This window comes from Tsukamurella paurometabola DSM 20162 (assembly GCF_000092225.1).
Lineage (GTDB): Bacteria > Actinomycetota > Actinomycetes > Mycobacteriales > Mycobacteriaceae > Tsukamurella > Tsukamurella paurometabola.
In genome coordinates this window covers 3,313,645-3,330,760 of sequence record NC_014158.1, presented here as the reverse complement: position 1 = coordinate 3,330,760, position 17,116 = coordinate 3,313,645, and the positions used below count along the sequence as shown (strand labels likewise).

At 66.3% G+C, this 17,116-nt stretch carries 17 protein-coding genes and 1 pseudogene; 5 read left to right on the top strand and 13 right to left on the bottom strand.

Features of this window, described 5'->3' with window-relative positions:
* Positions 1-20: 20 nt before the first annotated feature.
* Positions 21-1,490: a plasmid pRiA4b ORF-3 family protein gene (locus TPAU_RS16135; protein ID WP_041944212.1), complete on the top strand. Its 1,470-nt coding sequence runs from the start codon at positions 21-23 to the stop codon at positions 1,488-1,490.
* 26 nt (positions 1,491-1,516) lie between these two features.
* Here the strand turns inward: TPAU_RS16135 and TPAU_RS16130 are convergent, their stop codons facing one another.
* The 4 genes and pseudogenes from TPAU_RS16130 to TPAU_RS16115 form a co-directional block, all read right to left on the bottom strand.
* Positions 1,517-1,750 carry a hypothetical protein gene (locus tag TPAU_RS16130; protein WP_013124932.1) on the bottom strand — a complete coding sequence of 78 codons (234 nt, stop codon included), beginning with the start codon at positions 1,748-1,750 and terminating at the stop codon, positions 1,517-1,519.
* 50 nt (positions 1,751-1,800) lie between these two features.
* The gene (istB, locus tag TPAU_RS16125; RefSeq protein ID WP_013124931.1) at positions 1,801-2,625 is read right to left on the bottom strand and encodes an IS21-like element helper ATPase IstB; all 825 of its coding nucleotides are present in this window, start codon (positions 2,623-2,625) and stop codon (positions 1,801-1,803) included.
* The gene (istA, locus tag TPAU_RS16120) at positions 2,622-4,316 is read right to left on the bottom strand and encodes an IS21 family transposase (protein ID WP_041944211.1); all 1,695 of its coding nucleotides are present in this window, start codon (positions 4,314-4,316) and stop codon (positions 2,622-2,624) included. The genes istB and istA overlap by 4 nt, the downstream gene beginning before the upstream one ends.
* 147 nt (positions 4,317-4,463) lie before the next feature.
* A pseudogene (locus TPAU_RS16115) lies at positions 4,464-5,558 on the bottom strand (ABC-F family ATP-binding cassette domain-containing protein); the annotation flags it as partial.
* Between the two features lie 73 nt (positions 5,559-5,631).
* On the opposite strand from TPAU_RS16115, the gene TPAU_RS16110 reads away from it, so the two are divergent.
* A complete protein-coding gene (locus TPAU_RS16110) occupies positions 5,632-6,642 on the top strand; it encodes an enoyl-CoA hydratase/isomerase family protein (protein ID WP_013127814.1) in 1,011 nt (336 codons plus the stop codon).
* A gap of 121 nt (positions 6,643-6,763) precedes the next feature.
* Here the strand turns inward: TPAU_RS16110 and TPAU_RS16105 are convergent, their stop codons facing one another.
* On the bottom strand, positions 6,764-7,201 hold the full coding sequence (locus TPAU_RS16105) for a MarR family winged helix-turn-helix transcriptional regulator (RefSeq protein WP_013127813.1): 438 nt from the start codon (positions 7,199-7,201) through the stop codon (positions 6,764-6,766).
* A 55-nt stretch (positions 7,202-7,256) separates the two neighbouring features.
* Between TPAU_RS16105 and TPAU_RS16100 the strand changes: the two genes are divergently transcribed.
* Positions 7,257-7,784, top strand: a complete 528-nt coding sequence (locus tag TPAU_RS16100) for a DUF6790 family protein (RefSeq protein WP_013127812.1) — start codon at positions 7,257-7,259, stop codon at positions 7,782-7,784.
* A 709-nt stretch (positions 7,785-8,493) separates the two neighbouring features.
* Positions 8,494-9,728, top strand: a protein-coding gene (locus tag TPAU_RS16090; RefSeq protein ID WP_086012687.1) for an IS3 family transposase whose coding sequence is annotated in 2 segments (ribosomal slippage) — positions 8,494-8,803 and positions 8,803-9,728 — 1,236 coding nt in all. Because the reading frame shifts where the segments join, the coding sequence is not laid out codon by codon here.
* A gap of 470 nt (positions 9,729-10,198) precedes the next feature.
* On the opposite strand, the gene TPAU_RS22975 is transcribed toward TPAU_RS16090, so the two are convergent.
* The 3 genes from TPAU_RS22975 to TPAU_RS16080 all read right to left on the bottom strand — a co-directional run bounded on the left by TPAU_RS22975 (position 10,199) and on the right by TPAU_RS16080 (position 12,103).
* Complete coding sequence (locus tag TPAU_RS22975; protein WP_013127811.1) at positions 10,199-10,468, bottom strand: hypothetical protein; 270 nt, start codon at positions 10,466-10,468, stop codon at positions 10,199-10,201.
* A gap of 205 nt (positions 10,469-10,673) precedes the next feature.
* Positions 10,674-11,438, bottom strand: a complete 765-nt coding sequence (locus tag TPAU_RS16085; protein ID WP_013127810.1) for a hypothetical protein — start codon at positions 11,436-11,438, stop codon at positions 10,674-10,676.
* Positions 11,435-12,103 carry a hypothetical protein gene (locus TPAU_RS16080; protein ID WP_013127809.1) on the bottom strand — a complete coding sequence of 223 codons (669 nt, stop codon included), beginning with the start codon at positions 12,101-12,103 and terminating at the stop codon, positions 11,435-11,437. Before TPAU_RS16080 ends, TPAU_RS16085 begins: the two co-directional genes overlap by 4 nt.
* Before the next feature lie 104 nt (positions 12,104-12,207).
* Here TPAU_RS16080 and TPAU_RS16075 point away from each other — a divergent pair, with 104 nt between their 5' ends.
* Positions 12,208-12,804, top strand: coding sequence for a LysE family translocator (locus TPAU_RS16075; protein ID WP_013127808.1), 597 nt, complete (start codon positions 12,208-12,210; stop codon positions 12,802-12,804).
* A gap of 1 nt (position 12,805) precedes the next feature.
* Here TPAU_RS16075 and TPAU_RS16070 read toward each other — a convergent pair whose 3' ends face one another.
* The 5 genes from TPAU_RS16070 to TPAU_RS16050 all read right to left on the bottom strand — a co-directional run bounded on the left by TPAU_RS16070 (position 12,806) and on the right by TPAU_RS16050 (position 16,883).
* Complete coding sequence (locus TPAU_RS16070; protein ID WP_013127807.1) at positions 12,806-13,393, bottom strand: DUF1349 domain-containing protein; 588 nt, start codon at positions 13,391-13,393, stop codon at positions 12,806-12,808.
* Positions 13,394-13,480: 87 nt separating this feature from the next.
* Entirely contained in the window at positions 13,481-15,097 is a 1,617-nt protein-coding gene (locus TPAU_RS16065) for a peptide chain release factor 3 (protein WP_013127806.1), read from the bottom strand.
* Positions 15,098-15,103: 6 nt separating this feature from the next.
* Positions 15,104-15,688 (bottom strand): GNAT family N-acetyltransferase, encoded by a 585-nt coding sequence (locus tag TPAU_RS16060; protein WP_013127805.1) that lies wholly within the window; start codon positions 15,686-15,688, stop codon positions 15,104-15,106.
* On the bottom strand, positions 15,685-16,269 hold the full coding sequence (gene pth / locus TPAU_RS16055) for an aminoacyl-tRNA hydrolase (RefSeq protein WP_013127804.1): 585 nt from the start codon (positions 16,267-16,269) through the stop codon (positions 15,685-15,687). Before pth ends, TPAU_RS16060 begins: the two co-directional genes overlap by 4 nt.
* A gap of 5 nt (positions 16,270-16,274) precedes the next feature.
* Positions 16,275-16,883: a 50S ribosomal protein L25/general stress protein Ctc gene (locus TPAU_RS16050; protein ID WP_013127803.1), complete on the bottom strand. Its 609-nt coding sequence runs from the start codon at positions 16,881-16,883 to the stop codon at positions 16,275-16,277.
* Positions 16,884-17,116 lie beyond the last annotated feature (233 nt).

Sequence of the window (17,116 nt, the reverse complement as noted above, 5' to 3'; positions counted from 1 at the left end):
GTCCTGGTTGACTGGGGGGCATGGTCGAGGATCTGTCTGCTGTGGCCCGCGAGTATGTGGAGGGGCTGAGCCCGCAGGAGAGACGGGTTGTGCTTGATGCGGTGGTGAACGCGCGGTTCGCTGCAGAGGTCGATGCTCTGACGCGGGTGCGGCAGCCGACGCTGCTACCTGTGCCTGACCGGGTGGTCGGGTTTCGTGTCCGGTTGGATCTGCATGGCGCGAAGCCTCCTGTGTGGCGGCGGCTGGAGTTGCCCGGCGATCTGACACTTTCTGCTGTGCACGAGGTGATCCAGGCGGCGATGGGCTGGTACGACTGTCACCTGCACAAGTTCAGGACAGGCAGCGATCATCGTTCTCCGGCCTTCCTGACGGCATTCGATGTCAGCGAGGGCGAGGAAGGGGTGCTGGAGCAGGATGTCCGGCTCGATCAGGTCATCGCGGGCGTGGGTGACGAGCTGTGGTACGAGTACGACTTTGGCGATGGCTGGGAGCACAAGCTCAAGGTTGAGCAGGTCCTCGACACCTGTCCGTCTGCGTCGCTGTGTGTGGCGGGGAAGAACGCGTGCCCGCCTGAGGACTGCGGTGGTCTGGGCGGGTTCCATGAAGTAGCACTGTGGGTTCGCAAGGGTAGGGACGCGGCGCACCTTCCTGACAGTTTCGGCAGCGCGGAGGAGGCGAACGACTGGCTCCCTGGGGGCTGGGACCCGGATGTCTTCGACGTCGATGACGCCAATGCCGCCATCACGCTCGCTCTTTTCGATCCTGCTTCGGTTCTGGCTCCAGGCCACGGTGAACTGGGGCAGATCGCCCATCGGCTGACGATGCAGGGCAGCTCGTTGTTGCAGGGGGTGCTCGCGCGGCCGCAGTCGCACGGCCAGGCCAGTGTGTCCGCCGCGGAAGCTGAACGGCTCACCGAGCCTTACCGTCTGCTGCTCGAAGAAGTCGGTGAGGGGGTCAAGCTCACCGCCGCGGGTTACCTCCCGCCTGTTGTGGTCGAGCGGTTCGCGCAGCGCAGTGGCATCGCGAACTGGTGGATGGGAAAGGCGAACCGGGAGGATCTCACGCCTCCGGTGGCGACGGTGCGTGAAGCGGCGCAGGCGGTGGGGCTACTCAGTGTCCGCAAGGGCAGGATCAGCCCAACCCGGGCTGCTCGTCGCATCGGCGGTGACCCCACAGCGTTGTGGGAACACATCGTGGGACGGCTTCCTTGCGGTACCAAGGATTTCGATCGTGAGGCCGGATGGCTCCTGCTTGCCGTGGTCGGGAGCGGAACACCGGTGGAGAACTGGCGAAAAGAGGTCAGTGACCTGCTCTACGCAGCAGGATGGAGAACCGGCGGCGCCAACCGCTACCCGATGATGCTGCCCGTGACGAGCCCGACCTACACGATCCTCGAGAGCATGACCGATACGCACCGCGATAGATGGCACGTGCGCGGAACAGACGACGGTATCGCTGCTACCGCCCGCGCAGTGCTCAACCAGCGATAACACCGCTGGTCAGTGCTGGCACCCGGTTACTGGTGGTGGGTGGCTGCGATCATCTCTGCCAACGTCAGCGGCAGATCCGCAGGCGTGTATAGCAGGGCTGTGCGAGGTTCGATTCCCATCAACTTGGCCACCCGCTCAATTTCGGCGTTGAGGATCTGATCGATCACCTCGTCGGTGACCGCAATCCCCCGTCGCCGGGCAGCGGCTTGCGTCTGCTCCGCCAGCAGCGCGAACCGCTCGGTGCCTCGCGTTATCGCCATACCCGCCACCGTATCGAGTGCCGTTGAAGTCAGCGAGTCATGCCCGTCTGTCAGAACTCTGCCGCCCCCTCGGTGTGTGCGAGTCGGTAGCTGTGGGTGCCGGTTTCGATGATGGTGCCGCGGTAGGTCAACCGGTCGACGATGGCGGCGCAGAGCCGGGGGTCGGTGAAGGTGTCGGTCCAGCCGGAGAAGGATTGGTTGGAGGCGATCGCGACGCTGTTCTTCTCCTCGCGTTCGGTGAGGACTTGGAAGAGCAGTTCGGCGCCGCGGCGGTCGAGTTCCATGTAGCCGAGCTCGTCAATGATGAGCAGGTCAACGCGGCCGTAGCGGTTGATGGTCTTGGCGAGCTGCTTGTCGTCAGCGGCTTCGACCAGCTCGTTCACCAGTTTCGTGGCGAGGGTGTAGCGGACTCTAAAGCCCTGCTCAGCGGCGGCGGTTCCCAATCCGATCAGCAGGTGGGATTTGCCGGTTCCGGAGTCGCCGATCAGGCAGAGCGGCAGGCCGTGGCGGATCCAGTCGCCGGTGGCGAGCTGGTGGATGGTGGCGGCCTCGATGTCGGGGTTGGCGTCGAAGTCGAAGTCCGCCAACCACTTATCCCTCGGGAACCCGGCGGCTTTCACGCGGCGAACAGTCGAGCGCCGGTCGCGGTCATCGACCTCCGCCAGGAGGAGTTCGGCGAGGAACCCCTGATACGAGAGCTGTTGCTTGGCCGCGGCGGCGAGGTGCTGGTCGATCATCGACCGCACCGTCGGTAGCCGCAGGCGTCGGCAGGCTTGGTCAACGGCAGCGATCGCGGCTTCTTCGGTGAGACCTCCGCGGCGCCGCAGTGATGGCGCCAGCGTGGTGGCCTGGGACTTCGAGGTGGTGGTGCTCATGGGTGCCTTTCCGGAGTCGGTGGTGGTGGAGCGTCTGAGGCGGTGCGCCGACGGAGGAGCCGGTCGTAGGCGGCGACCGTCGGTAGTGGCCGTCGGTCAGGTGGGAGGCCGGCGATCACCGCGGCCGGGTCTGCGAGGCGTCGTTGGGTGAGGCTGACAACTCGTTGCTCACGCCGATCAGCGTGGCGAACGCGATGACGACCCGAGCTGGCCCCACCCGTCATGTCGCTAGTGGTCAGCAGTGCTGCGTCTGCGCGGCGGGCCTCCACCGCGACCACCTCGACGGTCACCGCCCCGACCCGCAATGCAGCGTCGATGCCGGCAGTCACCGCGTCCGCGGGCAGGCTGCGGTGCAAGAGCAGCACGTCGATCAGCTCGCTGGTGCCGTCGACGTCACCGTTCACTCTTCGGGCTGCGGCCCAGAACGCGTCGTGGCTGGCGGTGAACACCCCCGCTGCGCGGGCTTGAGCCAACGCTGTTGATCCCGGCAGGGCGCCGGGTTTGAACTTGAGAACCTCGAGGTAGTGGTCGAGGTCGACCTTCGCGATACCGCGGCCGGCGACGCGCTGGTGCCGCGCGACTAGGGCGCGGCCGTCGTAGACCAGCAGCTGAGAGGCCTGCAGGGAGACGCGGACTCGGCGGCCGATCAGATGCGCCGGCACCGAGTAGCGGACCATCCGAACGGTGATCATCGCCGAGCGGTCCACCCGCGGTGTGAGGACCAGACCAGGGTCGAAATCCTCCACCGGCAACGGAGCCAGCGCAGCCCGGTCGTGCTGGTAGTCCTGGCCGACGGTCCGCAGTCGGCCGTCGATACGCCGGCCCTCATCGCGCGCTTCCCAAGTTTTGATCTGCTCGTTGAGCTCATCAAGGGACTCCACCTGCGGCATCGGGGTCAAACGGTTGCGGCGAAACCAACCGACCTCGCCCTCAACGCCACCCTTCTCATGCGCCCCGGCGATACCAGGCTGGCAGTAGAACGGATCGAACCCGTAGTGCGAGTGAAACAACGTCCAGCGCGGGTTCTCCTGCCGGCGCCGGTCCCCGCCCTGCAGCACCGCGACCACCGCCGAGGTCAGGTTGTCGTAGCGGATGTGCCGGGTCGGGACCCCACCGAGCTCGCGGAACGCCTCCACGTGTCCTTCGAGGAACGCTTCCTGCCCGCCGATCGGATAGACCCGGTGAATGGCCTTGCCCGAATGCGAGAGCCGGTAGACGAACATGTGGCACTTGGTCTTGACCCCGTTCAGGATCACCCAAACCTCGCCGAAGTCGACCTCCGCCTCCGCACCCGGCGCGTGATCCTGAGCGATGAACACCTCCGTGCGCCGTCCGGCCTCCACCTCGATCTGCGCCCGCCGAACCCGCACGTAGTCCCGCACCGTCGAATACGACAACTCGACCGCGCCGTGCTCGATCGCCAAACGTTCCCGGATCCGCGTCGCCGTATGCCGCTGCTTCCGAGGAGCCTGAAGATCCGACCGCAGCATCGCATCGATCGCCGCCTTGAACGGATCCAACCGCGGCGATGACCGCTCCGGCGTCTTCCGCGGCGGCGGCTCCGCCGACGACAACGCCTGCCGCACCGTCCGACGATGCACACCATGTTTCCGGGCTAACGCCCGGATACTCATGCCCTCGACCCGGGCATCCCGCCGAATCTGCGCGAACAGCTCCACCTTCGATCCCATCATCGACCACCACCTGCTTCAGCTCGGAAACGATGTTCACGAGCAACCATCAGATGGGGCCAGATCAAACCGCCGCAACACCACCGGCGAGTCGCAAACGGGTCCAAGTCAAGCCGTCGAACCGGGGCCTACCCAAGCTGTCACAACCAAGTGATCTTCCAACTCATCGAGTCGCTGCGTGAGTGTCTGCACCTTGACGGTCTTCCCGCGCTTGACGGTGCCGGAGGTGGGCTCGGTGCCGCCGTCGACCAGCCCGAGCAGGGTGGACTTGCCGGCGCCGTTCACGCCGAGGATGCCGGTGCGCTCGCCCGGCGCGATGCGCCACTCGATATCGGAGAGCACCTGCTTATCGCCGTAGCTCACGGAGACGTCCAGGATGTCGACCACGTCCTTGCCGAGGCGCGAGACCGCGAGCGAGGCCAGCTCGGTCTTGTTGCGGATCTCGGGCACATCGGCGATCAGCGCGTTGGCGGCGTCGATCCGGAATTTCGGCTTGCTGGTGCGGGCCGGGGCGCCGCGGCGCAGCCAGGCGAGCTCCTTGCGCGCCAGGTTCTGCCGCTTCTGCTCGATCGAGGCGGCCTGCCGGTCGCGCTCGACTCGCTGCAGGATGTACGCGGCGTAGCCGCCCTCGAAGGGCTCGACGATGCGGTCGTGCACCTCCCAGGTCGCGGTGCACACCTCATCGAGGATCCACCGGTCGTGGGTCACCATCAGCAGGCCGCCCTGGTTCGCGGGCCAGCGGGTCTTGAGGTGTCCGGCGAGCCACTCGATCGCTTCGACGTCGAGGTGGTTGGTGGGCTCGTCGAGCGCCAGCACGTCGTGCTCGCCCGCGAGCAGCTGCGCGAGCTGGACGCGCCGCCGCTGCCCACCGGACAGTTCGCCGAGGCGGGCGTCCCAGGGCAGGTCGGCCAGCAAGCCCGCGAGGATGTCGCGGACCGTGGGGTCGCCCGCCCACACGTGTTCGGGCGTATCGCCCACGACCGCATGTCCGACGGTGTCCTCGTCGTCGAACAGGTCGGTCTGCGTGAGCACGCCGACGCGGACGCCGCCACGCCGGGTGACGCGGCCGGAGTCGGGTTCGCGGGTGCCGGCCAGCATGCCGAGCAGGCTGGACTTGCCGTCGCCGTTGCGGCCGACGATGCCGATCCGGTCGCCCTCGTTCACGCCGAGGGAGACGGAATCGAAGACCACTTTGGTCGGGTACTCGAGGTGGAGCGCATCCGCGCCCAGAAGATTCGCCATCGCGGTTCCAGATTACGCGGGCGCCTGTCAGACTGAACTAGTTGGATATCCGAGTAATTCTGAAGGACGTGCAGTGACGGACATCGAGACCGCCGACATCGTGACCACCGTGTCCGGGGGCACCGGACACATCGAACTGAACCGGCCCGCGGCGCTCAACGCGCTCACCACGGACATGGTGCACGCGATCGATGCGGCGCTGCAGGCCTGGGAGTCCGACGATGCGGTGACCCGCGTCCTCATCACCTCCGCTTCGCCCAAGGCCTATTGCGCCGGCGGCGACATCCGGGCCATCCGCGACCAGGTGGTGGCGGGGGAGGACTTCACCCCGTTCTTCCGCGACGAGTACGAGATGAACCTGCGCCTCGCGGAGTTCCCCAAGCCCGTGATCGCCCTCATCGACGGCGTGAACATGGGTGGCGGCGTGGGTGTTTCGATCCACGGTTCGCACCGCGTGGTGTCCGAGAAGGCGCTCATCGCGATGCCCGAGGTGGCGATCGGCTTCCTGCCCGATGTGGGTGCTACCTACCTTCTCGCGCGTCTCCCGCAGGGAGTCGGCGAGCTGATGGGGATGACCGCCGCGCGTCTCGGCGCCGGTGACGCGCTCGCCGTCGGCCTCGGCACGCATTTCGTGCCGTCGTCGGCCATGCCGAACGTCGAGGCCGCGCTGCTCGCAGGGGAGGACCTCGACGGTGTCCTCGCCCGCTTCGGCGATACCGCGCCCGCCTCGACCCTGCCGCTCGACGAGATCGCCGACGTTTTCGGCCGCGATTCGGTGACGGAGATCCTGGCGGGGCTCGCCACCTCGTCGGGTGCGTGGGCCGATACCGCCCGCGAGCAGCTGTCGACGGCCTGCCCCACCTCGGTGTTCGTCACGTTCGGCCTGATTCAGCAGGCGCGTGAGCGGACATTGGCCCAGTGCCTCGCCGAGGAGGCCGTGGTGGGCGCGCGCATGATCCGCCGCCCCGACTTCGTCGAGGGGATCCGCGCGGTGCTCGTCGACAAGACCCGCGATCCGAAGTTCTCGCCCGCGGCCATGGGCGACGTCGAGGACGCGGAGATCGAGGCGATCCTCGGCTCCTGATCCGCCAGCTCGCTGCGCTCGTGGCGCTCTCTAGCGGGGCAGTCACCTCCCCAGGTCCATGGACGTGGGGAGTGCACGACACGCGGAGGTGCTGCACCTCCCGCTAGGGAGGCTCCGTAGATCAGCCGCGGCCGGCCGCGTTCGCGAGGAAGTCGCGCAGCGCGATGCTGTCGCGGAGGTACCGCTCGTACGGGAAGTCCTGTGCGGTGAGGGCTTTTTCGAGCTGCGCCGCGTAGTCGGTGCTCGACGCGTGGAACTGCTCCGCTCCCTTCTCGGTCAGGCGCACCAGGCGCCGCCGCGCGTGCTCGGGATCGGGTTCGACGGTGACCAGCCCCTCCGGTGCGAGTGTGGCCAGCATGCGGCTGACGGCCGCGTCGGACACGAGCATCGCCTGTGCGAGCTCGTGCTGCGTGGCGGGCTGCACCTCTTCCAGTGTGCCGAGCAGCCGCATCCGGCTGTAGCTCAGCGCGCCGGGAGTGCCGTGGTCGCGGGTCACGATGCCGAGCAGCATCGTGATGTGGTTGAGCACGTCGCCCAGGCCCTCGTCGGGTTCGTTCATGCGTCCAGGTTACAGGAGTCTTGACCAGTTAATATTAACGTGTTAAGACTGAGCTATGAACGCATCGACGCAATTCCTCCTCCACACCTCCACCCCGCTGATCTTCCCGGTCGCCGCGGCGATCTGGGCGACGTTCCGGTCCGTCCGCCGGCCCGGCGAGCGCCTCGAGACCTGGCAGCGGGCCATGCTCGTCGCCGCCGGTCTGGGCGCCGCCTGGGTGGGCGCCTTCTTCCTCCTCGCGCCGGACGCGATGGCGAACGAGATCGGCTTCCCGGCAGGCAATCCGTTCCAATTCGAAATCGCCTTCACCAACCTCGGTTTCGCGGCGATGGCCTTCGTGCTGGTCCGCCGGCATCGGGACTTCCGCCTCGCCTACGGCGTTGGCTACGCGATCTTCCTGTGGGGCGCCGCCGTCGGACACCTCGACCAGTGGTTTGCGCACGGCGATCACCAGCCCGGCAACACGGGCGGCATCCTCCTCGTCGACATCCTCGTTCCGGCGGCGATCATCGCGCTGGCGATCGCGGACCGTCGACGTGCGCGGTCGCACGGTTCGCCCGCGGCCGTCGCTGCGGCGGCCTGACTGCAGGCCAGTCACACTCGACTGGCTCTGTACGGTGCCGCAGCCCGCCGCCAGGATCGATCCATGATCGTTTCGTGGACCGCGGTGGCGGGAATGGTGGTGACGGCGTACGCGAACGTGAGCGTTTACAACCGGAGGCGCATATGATGCAAGTATGCAGGTACGAGGACTGTGAGAGGCCCGTGCGGTTGAAGCAACTGTGCAATTCTCATTATCAGATGCAGCGACGCGGTGAGGCACCTCGCCCGTTGAAGCCTCAGCGCAGCCGTGCGCAGCGCAGGATCGACGCACGAGAGGGAGAACAGACCTGCTCCGTGTGCCACGAGCGGAAGCCCTTGGCCGAGTTTGGTCGCGTGAACGGCAAGCTGAAGTGGCGATGCAAGGCATGCGCATGGGCGATCGCGCGTGACCTCAAGTGGGGTTTCGAGCCCGGTGGTTGGCAGCGCATGTTCGAGGCTCAGGGCCGCGCGTGCAAGCTCTGCGGCACAACCGAACCAGGGCGCTCAGGTTGGCAGACTGACCACGACCACACGTGTTGCCCTGAGCGTCGATCGTGTGGGAAGTGCGTTGGGCATCAACGACGAGTATCTGTCCACCGATGCGAGCAAGCGTCAGGTGACCAAGTACCTCCGTGAGTGCGGGGGGCCTTACCCCCTGTTCTTGGACACGTGTAATCCAGCACATGGCTGGGGGAAGTGAGAATCCAAGGATGGCCAGGAAGAGTTACACCGATGAGTTCCGGTGCCGGGCGGTGGACTTGTATGAGTCGACGCCGGGTGCGACGTTGCAGGGGATCGCGGCGGATTTGGGTGTGTCCCGGGGATCGTTGAAGGGGTGGGTCGACAAGCTCGGCTCCGGGACGAGGACCGCGTCGGCTGCGGCGGGGGTGTCAGTGGGGCGGCGGGAGTCGCAGGCGGCGAGGATCACGAGGCTGGAGGCCGAGAATGGGGTGTTGCGGGTCGAGCAGGCAAAGCTTGCTGAGGAACGCGACATTCTCCGTCAGGCGGCGAAGTATTTCGCCGGGGAGACGAGTTGGTGAACCGCTTCCAGTTCGTTGAGGACCACAAGGACGCCTACGGCGTGAAGCGGTTGTGCCAGGTGATTGGGATCGCGCGGTCGTCGTTCTACGCGTGGCTCGCTGCAGCGCAGGGGCGGGCCGCGCGGACGGCGGCTGACTCGGTGCTGGCGGGCCGGATCCGGGTGCTGCAAGACCCGAAACAGGGCGGGGATCGTGCTTACGGAGCGCCTCGGATCACCGCTGACCTCAACGCCGGCGCAGCCGAGAGTGAGCGGGTCAACCACAAGCGCGTGGCGCGCGTGATGCGTGAGCACGGCCTGGCCGGAATCCGGCTCCGCAAGCGTGTGAAGACAACCGTCCCGGATCAGTCCGGTCGACGCTTCCCAGATCTGATCGGCAGGAACTTCAGCACCGGCGGTCCTGGTCGCCGCTACGTCGGCGACATCACCTACCTGCCCATCGCCGACGGCAGCAACCTCTACCTCGCGTCGGTCATCGACCTGGGCTCACGCAAGCTGGCAGGCTGGTCGATGGCCACTCACATGCGCACCGAGCTCGTCGAAAACGCACTACGGGCCGCGCAGCGCGAACGCGGCACCCTGGCTGGGGCGATCTTTCACTCCGACCACGGGTCGGTCTACACCTCGAAGGCCTACACCGCCCTCTGCGAGCACTTCGGCGTGACCCAGTCGATGGGAGCGATCGGCTCGTCCGCGGACAACGCCCTCGCTGAGAGCTTCAACGCGACCCTCAAACGCGAACTCCTCCAAGGCCGACCAGCGTTCGGCGACCAGGCCACGGCCTACCGGGCCGTGTTCCGGTGGGCCAACCGCTACAACACCCGCCGCCGGCACTCCGCGATCGGCAACATCACACCAAACACCTACGAAACCGCCTACCGCGCTACGCTCACGCAAGCGGCATAACCGAAATGACATCGTGTCCAAGATCCAGGGGCAAGGCCCGGGGTCCGGTCGAACGACACGCGCATGTGGGAGCGATACCACGAGGTCGTCCAGGCGCTCGATACGGTGCGTGACGATGCGTAAGACTCAGCGGTGCAAAACCGGTTCAAAACGTGGTGCAATACCGACGGTGATTAGAAAAACCGCAGGTCAAAACGTGGTGCAGAACCACATATAGGCGCAGCCAATATGTGTATTGACTCGGTTTAGAACCAGCAGGCCCATCCCAAGAATAGTTTTCGGGGTGGGTCTTGCTGTAGGTTTGAGGCGTGTCAGGTCTACCCCCACGGGGGGGTACCCCGAGCGAGAGTGCGTGCTCAACGACTTGGCTTAGGCGCTGCCGGACCGTCTGAAACCAGTTCGAGAATGCCTGGCGCCTAGCTACCACTCTGGACCCCGAACGATCGAGGCCCAGATGGTGGGTGTTCCCGTCAGTCTTCGGGGGTCGCGTCGTCGGCCTTGGTGCGCTTGGCCTCCTGCTCGTAGGCCGCGTACTGGCGCTTGAGCGCGGTCACGTCCTTCGAGTCGAACGCGTAGCGGGCACGCCCTTCCTCAGCGCGCTTGTCGTAGCCCACGCTGCGGAGAAACTTGCGAAACGTCTTGGCGTCGGGAGCCCCGACCTTCTCAGCAGCCTCGACGGTGGGAAGTTGTTGGCAGCCATGATGATTGGTCCTTTCAGTGTGGTCGTGCGCGTTGCTCACGATTGAACGTGAGGACCATAAGAGACCCGGGCCGGCTGTCCAAGGTCGTAGGCCAAAGAGCCATGTCAGCGCTGTAACCAGCTACGACACGTGCAGCACGTCCACACGGGTGCCTGAGCGCGACTATGGACGACCGACTGCGCGATGCGCGCACATCGACGTGCACACGCGTACGCGAGGCGCACGGGACGACTTGGTAACCCTTCTACCTGAAGAGTATGCCGACGATATCCTCGATGTGCGCTTTCGCCTTGTGTTCCCCCGGACGATACTTATTGGGGTGTCCGGACGAGTTTCTGAGCGTCAGGCAACCGGCAAGGATTTGCTTCTCATTCTTGTCGAGAACACCCAAGTCCTGCCCTATCTGAAGCAAGAGCTCCTCGTTGTACTCGACGAGATCGTCCCTCTTTTTAATCGTCTTTGCCTTGGGGTTGTGCTTTTGTGCTGCAGCGGTGATCTCGGCAGGGGTTGAGCTTGCGAAAACCCGCTCCTGAATCTCGTGAACTGCTGCAACCCACATAAATACTATGGCTGCCCGATGAGCTTCGGCTTCTAGGCAGTCGACCGCCTCGTTGGCATATTCTTTCGCGTTTTCGTCCGAGATGCACGAGACTACCGAACGAATCTGTTCTATGTCTGCGTTCCGACGGCTACTTGACTGGGTAGCACCCACCCATGTCAGGTCGGCGAAGGATGCAACATGGTCGTAGCCGCTGGGCGTAAGTCTCCAGAGCTTTCGCCCGTTCTCGTCCAATCCTGCGAGTTCGACGTATGCGCCCGCGTTAGTGAACGCGGCGGGGACGTTCCAAGTCTTCGCCCCGGGCACCCGCGCGTTGACTATCGCGTCCTTCACTGTCGCTGAATTGACAGGTGTGTCTCCCAGCGCGGCGTCCAGATAGAATGTAGTGGCGAGGACGCGCTTAACCCTGGATTCTTTCGAGATGGCTGAGAGGAACTCGGTCAGTGTCATTCAGGGGCCGCGCCCCGGATCTTCGTCACCAAGGCTTGCAGGCTTTGGTGAGAGCTGGGCTTAACTCGAGCGACTTTTCCTCGTGGCGGTCCAGTGTACACGAGGGTGGAGAGGCCGCCCATTACTTTTGCCCAGTTCCCCTTCGGGTCACATTTCAGTCGCTGGCACTCTGCCCTCAGAACCTCGTCAGTTGTTTCGGTCTCGTCAAGGGCGTAGTTGCGTGCGGTCGTAATCGCCAATGCGACCGCCTGCGCCTGGTCCTTCGTGGTAGACCCGAACTTCGAACGAGGGCCCATCAGGTGGGGGCCGGACTCATCGAAGTAGTAGACCTCCTGCAGATCGTCCACGGAGATCGACGCCTCTTCCGAGAACTTGTCGAAGAGCGAGGCGTCGTTGGACTTTTGTCCTGCTGGGGGACCTGACGCTGCAGGCTTCCCAGTATCGTCAGCGGTCACCGAAGCCGGAGAGGTGGGCGTCGATGGCGCAGGCGCCGCGCCCGGCGCTGAACGTGTCAGGAAGTCGATTGCCTGCTTGAATGCCAGCTCTTGGAGGGGTTCAGGCACTCCTGCGTCTCTTACTGCCCCCCACGCACGGGCAATCAGTTCTTCAACTTCCAACACAAGCCTCCTCCGGTAGGTCCCTGGATCATAGTCCTCGTCCTCCATGAACTGGGCGATTCCCGACACAGGTCTGGACGCGCAGGAGGTGCAACAGCAGGACCGACGCGATAGGCGCGATAGGGTATGAATCGCGAACGTTCGATTTGGCGATGGTGCTCACGCCCGGGCCGAACATGATCTACCTCGTCTCGCGCAGCATCAGCCAGGGCCGCACGGCGGGTCTGATCTCGCTGGCGGGCACCGGGGTGGGCTTCGTCGTCTACCTCGTCCTCGCGAACGTCGGGCTCGCCGTCGTCTTCGTCGCGGTGCCGTGGCTGTTCATGGGCATCAAGGCGGCGGGGGCGCTGTACCTGGGCTACCTCGCGTGGCAGGCGCTGCGCCCCGGAGGCCGCGGGCTGTTCGAGACCGACGACCTGCCGCGCGATCCCGCCGGGAAGCTGTTCCGCAGAGGGCTGCTCACCAACCTGCTCAACCCCAAGGCGGCGATCATGTACCTCGCGCTGATCCCGCAGTTCATCGAACCCGCGCGCGGGCACACGGCGGCGCAGGGCTTGTTGCTGGGCGGCGTGCAGATCACCGTCTCGATGCTGGTCAACGCCGCGATCGTGGTCGCGGCCGGTGCCGTGGCGGCGCTTATCGCGCGCCGACCTGCCTGGGCCACGTGGCAGCGGCGGATCACCGGAACCCTACTCGGTGCCGTCGCGCTGATGCTCGCCCGTGAGGTCCCGCAGCGCGCCCGTCTGTAAGTCAGTGCAGGGAAGCGTCCGCGGCGGACCGTTCCCACCGCGTGAATCGCACGGTGAGACCTACACGCATCGGCGCCGCTAGGAACGGGCCGGCGGATGCCGCAGCCTCGCCGTCGAAGGGCGCGACCCGCACGAGCCGCCACTGCTCACCAGCGGCGCGGGCCCGCACGATGACGGCATCCGGCCACCTGCTCACGCGCACCGTGATTTCACTGTCGCGCCACTCGTCCACGTGCCCGACGGACCAGTCGGAGCGGACATCGGTCACGACCGCGCCGAGGCCGAGGTGGCCGTCCGCGAACTCGATGCCGGTCTTGATCCAATGCTCCTCGTCGACTCTGACGAAGACGCCGGCCTGGTCGAACTGCCCATCCCACGGGCCGCGGAACGAGACCTCCATGGCCTCGCCGACTGCGAGGGGGGCGAGCAGGGCGTGCTCCGTATCGTGGACGAAGCCGTACGCGGTGCGCCGCCAGGCGTCACTCCCCTCGGCAGCGGTGACGTCGAGGTCGCCGTCGGCGAGGTGAACCCGTGCGGGTTCGTTGGTCCAGGTTCCATCGGCCCAGTCGATGGGCTGCGATTCGGTCACGGCGACAGATTACGACCACCTGGCTCGCAGGTCGGCGAATTCGCGGGTGTGCGTATCGCCAGCGCGACCACCGCCCGCGGCCGTCCGTCAATCGGCCGCGGCGACCAGGGGCTCCAGGGTGAGGTCGGGGTGCTCCTTCTCGATGTACTGCAGCCGCCACTTATCCGAGAACAGAGCGAGCAGGGCACCGTCGGTGCGCTCGAAGACCTCCACACCGCGCTGCCGGTTCAGCTCATCGGCGCTGGCGGCATCGGTGCGGCGCGCCACCGAATATCCCAGATGCTCGACCTGCGCGGCCACATTGAACTCGGTCTTCATCCGTGCGACCACGACCTCGAACTGCATCGGGCCCACGGCGGCCATCACCGGTGAGGCATCGCCGCGAACATCGTTGCGCAGCAACTGCACCACGCCCTCGGTGCCCAGCTGCTCGATGCCCTTGCGGAACTGCTTGTACTTCCCCGCGGAATCGGCACGGACCACCGCGAAGTGCTCCGGTGCGAACGAGGGGATCGGCGGGAACTGCACCTTGGCGCCGTCGTACAGGGTGTCGCCGGGGGCCAGCGCGTTCGCGTTGACCAGGCCCACCACGTCGCCCGGGTAGGCGGTCTCGACCGTCTCGCGGTCGCGACCTACCACCGTCATCGCGTATTTGGTGGCGAACGGCTTGCCGGTCTGCGCGTGCTGCACCACCATGCCGCGCTCGAACTCGCCGGACACGATCCGCATGAACGCCAGCCGGTCCCGGTGTGCCGCGTCCATTCCCGCCTGCACCTTGAACACCACGGCGCTGAACGGGTCGGTCACCTCGCGCTCGGACTCGTCGACCGCGGCACGCGCGTGCGGTGCGGGAGCCAGCTCGACCAGCGCCTCCAGCAGCTGGCGCACACCGAAATTCAGGATCGCCGAGGTGAAGATCACCGGCGAGGTCTGGCCCGCCAGGAACATCTCCTGATCGTGGCCCTGGCCCATCTCCGTCATGAGTTCGGTCTCCTCGACCGCCTCGGCCCACACATCACCCTCGCGGTCGAGCGCATCGTCGGTCGAAAGATGTTCCTCCGGAGCGATCTTCGCGCCACCGGCGGTGCGGGTGAAGTGCACGTACTCGTCCTTGCGCACATCGCGCAGGCCGCGGAAGTCGCCGGCGATGCCCACCGGCCAGAACAGGGGAGTGGGCGTCAGGCCGATCCGCTCGCTGATCTCGTCGAGCAGCTCCAGCGGCGTGCGACCGGGCCGGTCCCACTTATTGATCACGGTGATCACCGGGATGCCGCGATGCCGGCACACCTGGAACAGCTTGAGTGTCTGCGGTTCCAGGCCCTTCGCGGCGTCGATCAGCATCACCGCCGCGTCGACCGCGGTCAGCACGCGATAGGTGTCCTCGGAGAAATCGGCGTGGCCGGGGGTGTCCACCAGGTTGATCACCGCGGGCTCGTCGCCCTCTGCCGCGCCCGACGGCGTGTAGTTGAACTGCAGCGCCGTCGAACTCACCGAGATGCCGCGGGCCTTCTCCATCTCCATCCAATCGGACACGGTGGACTTGCGACCAGCCTTGCCGTGGATGGCGCCGGCCTCGTTGATCACCCGGGCATGCAGCGCGAGCGCCTCCGTCATCGTCGACTTGCCCGCGTCGGGGTGGGAGATGATGGCGAACGTACGGCGACGGGCCACCTCGTCGGCAATGGTGCTGGCACTGGAACTCACGAAGAGTCAGTCTACCCGTTCGCGCAGGTAGACCACGTGGTCGGGCGGGTCGATCGGATTCTCTGGCGTGATGTCGACGTGGCCGATGAGCGTGAAACCGGCACGCTCCAGCGCGCGCCAGGAGCGTCGGTTCCCGGCGGCCACACAGACCACGACCCGCGCACCGTCGAGCTCGTCGAAGATCTGCGAACACATGGCCCGGATCATCGCGGTACCCAGCCCGCGGCCCGTGGCGTACTGGGAGCCCACCAGATAGTCGATGCCGTAGTCGCGCGGGCCCAGGTCCACCAGCCGGCCGACCGCGGTGGTCTCGTCCTCGTCGGGGTAATCCAGCCAGCGCTGCCGCTGGATCAGGCCCACGGGCGTCCCGCTCCCGGCGTCGCGGTGTTGATCGGACCCGCTCGCTCCGCTCCCGGCGTCCAGGGCGAGGAAGTCGAGAGATGGCTCGGCACCGTCGACCGACGGCCCGAAGTCGCGCTCGATCGCTTCCCGAGAGGTCTCATGGTTCCACCAGCGCCGATTGTGCGGCTCGGAGAGCCAGACCGCGAGTAGCCCGAAGTCCTCGCGAGTGACACGGCGGAACGTGATCACCAGGCGTGCACGGTATTCTGCGCGGACTCCAGGTCGAGGTCGCGCGAGATCAACAGCTCGACCGCGTCGGCGGCATTGGTGACCAGTAGCGGCACCTCCGTGCGTTCGGCGGAGGCGAAGGGCTTGAGAACGTAGTCCGCGGGATCCTGGCGACCGGGAGGACGCCCGATGCCCGCGCGCACGCGCAGGTAGTCCTTGGTGCCCAAGTGCTGGGTCAGCGAGCGCAGGCCGTTGTGACCGCCCTCGCCGCCGCCGCGCTTGAGCCGCACCAGACCGAAGTCGATGTCGAGCTCATCGTGCACGGCGATCACATCGGTGGGTTCCACCGAGTAGAACCGGGCGAGCGCGGACACGGGCTGCCCGGAGAGGTTCATGAAGGATTGCGGTTTCGCCAGGTACACCGGGCGGCCAGCGAGCCGCGCGCCCGCGACCTCCGCTCCCGACTTCTTGTGTCGGGAGAAGGAGGTGCGGGCGCGTGTCGCGAGCTCGTCCACCACGTCGAAACCGATGTTGTGGCGGGTACCGGCGTACTTCTCGCCGGGGTTACCCAGCCCCACGACGATCAGCGGCCGGTCGGTCACAGCAGTTACTCGGCGGCCTCGGCAGCGGGCTCGTCACCCTCGGTCGCGTCATCGCCCTCGGTCTCGGCGGCGGCGATCTCGGTGATGTTGACGATCAGCGCCTCGGGATCGGTGAGCACGGTGACGCCGGCGGGAACCTCGAGCTGGCCCGCGGCGATCTGGGTGCCGACCTCAAGGTTGTGCACGTTGACCACGATGTTCTCGGGGATGCTCAGCGCGTCGGCCTCGATCTCGACCTCGTTGAGGTCCTGCGCCACCTGAGTGCCGCCGGCCGGGTCGCCCTCGACGATGACGGGCACCGAAACGGTGACCTTCTCGCCCTTCTTGATGACCAGGAGGTCGGTGTGCTCGATGTAGTTGCGCAGCGGGTGCACCACGACCTGCTTGGTCAGCGCGAGCTGCTCCTTGCCGTCGATGTCCAGGCTCAGCACGGCGTTGGTGCCGTCCTTACGCAGGATGGTGGCGAAGTCGCGGGCCACCACGGTGAGGTGCTGGGGCTCGGTGCCGTGGCCGTAGAGGACCACGGGGACGAGGCCATCGCGACGGGTGCGGCGGGCGGCGCCCTTACCGAACTCGGTGCGCACGGACGCGGTGAGCTTGTTGGTGTCAGACATGATGCTCCAATGGGGGTGGTGCGGCCTCGGCGATCCGAGGCGGTCTGCACCCGACGCACACGGAGCGGTCCGCGGAGAAGGTGTGCCGTTCGCGTCGATCACGGCGGCCGGAGCCGCCCTCGCCGAGAAGGTCGCCGGTCAGTCTACCGAACGCCCCGGTCGAGAGCGAAATCGAACCGGTCAGGCGAGCGCGGCGACGGGGAATGTTTTCGCCAACGCGTCATGTCCAGTTC

Coding starts and splice junctions, on each gene's coding strand:
- TPAU_RS16130 (WP_013124932.1), bottom strand. CDS start 1,750: ATGGCGATAACGCGAGGCACCGAGCGGTTCGCGCTGCTGGCGGAGCAG.
- istB (WP_013124931.1), bottom strand. CDS start 2,625: ATGAGCACCACCACCTCGAAGTCCCAGGCCACCACGCTGGCGCCATCA.
- TPAU_RS16050 (WP_013127803.1), bottom strand. CDS start 16,883: ATGTCTGACACCAACAAGCTCACCGCGTCCGTGCGCACCGAGTTCGGT.
- TPAU_RS16100 (WP_013127812.1), top strand. CDS start 7,257: ATGAACGCATCGACGCAATTCCTCCTCCACACCTCCACCCCGCTGATC.
- TPAU_RS16075 (WP_013127808.1), top strand. CDS start 12,208: ATGGTGCTCACGCCCGGGCCGAACATGATCTACCTCGTCTCGCGCAGC.
- TPAU_RS16085 (WP_013127810.1), bottom strand. CDS start 11,438: ATGACACTGACCGAGTTCCTCTCAGCCATCTCGAAAGAATCCAGGGTT.
- TPAU_RS16080 (WP_013127809.1), bottom strand. CDS start 12,103: ATGGAGGACGAGGACTATGATCCAGGGACCTACCGGAGGAGGCTTGTG.
- istA (WP_041944211.1), bottom strand. CDS start 4,316: ATGGGATCGAAGGTGGAGCTGTTCGCGCAGATTCGGCGGGATGCCCGG.
- TPAU_RS16135 (WP_041944212.1), top strand. CDS start 21: ATGGTCGAGGATCTGTCTGCTGTGGCCCGCGAGTATGTGGAGGGGCTG.
- TPAU_RS16105 (WP_013127813.1), bottom strand. CDS start 7,201: ATGAACGAACCCGACGAGGGCCTGGGCGACGTGCTCAACCACATCACG.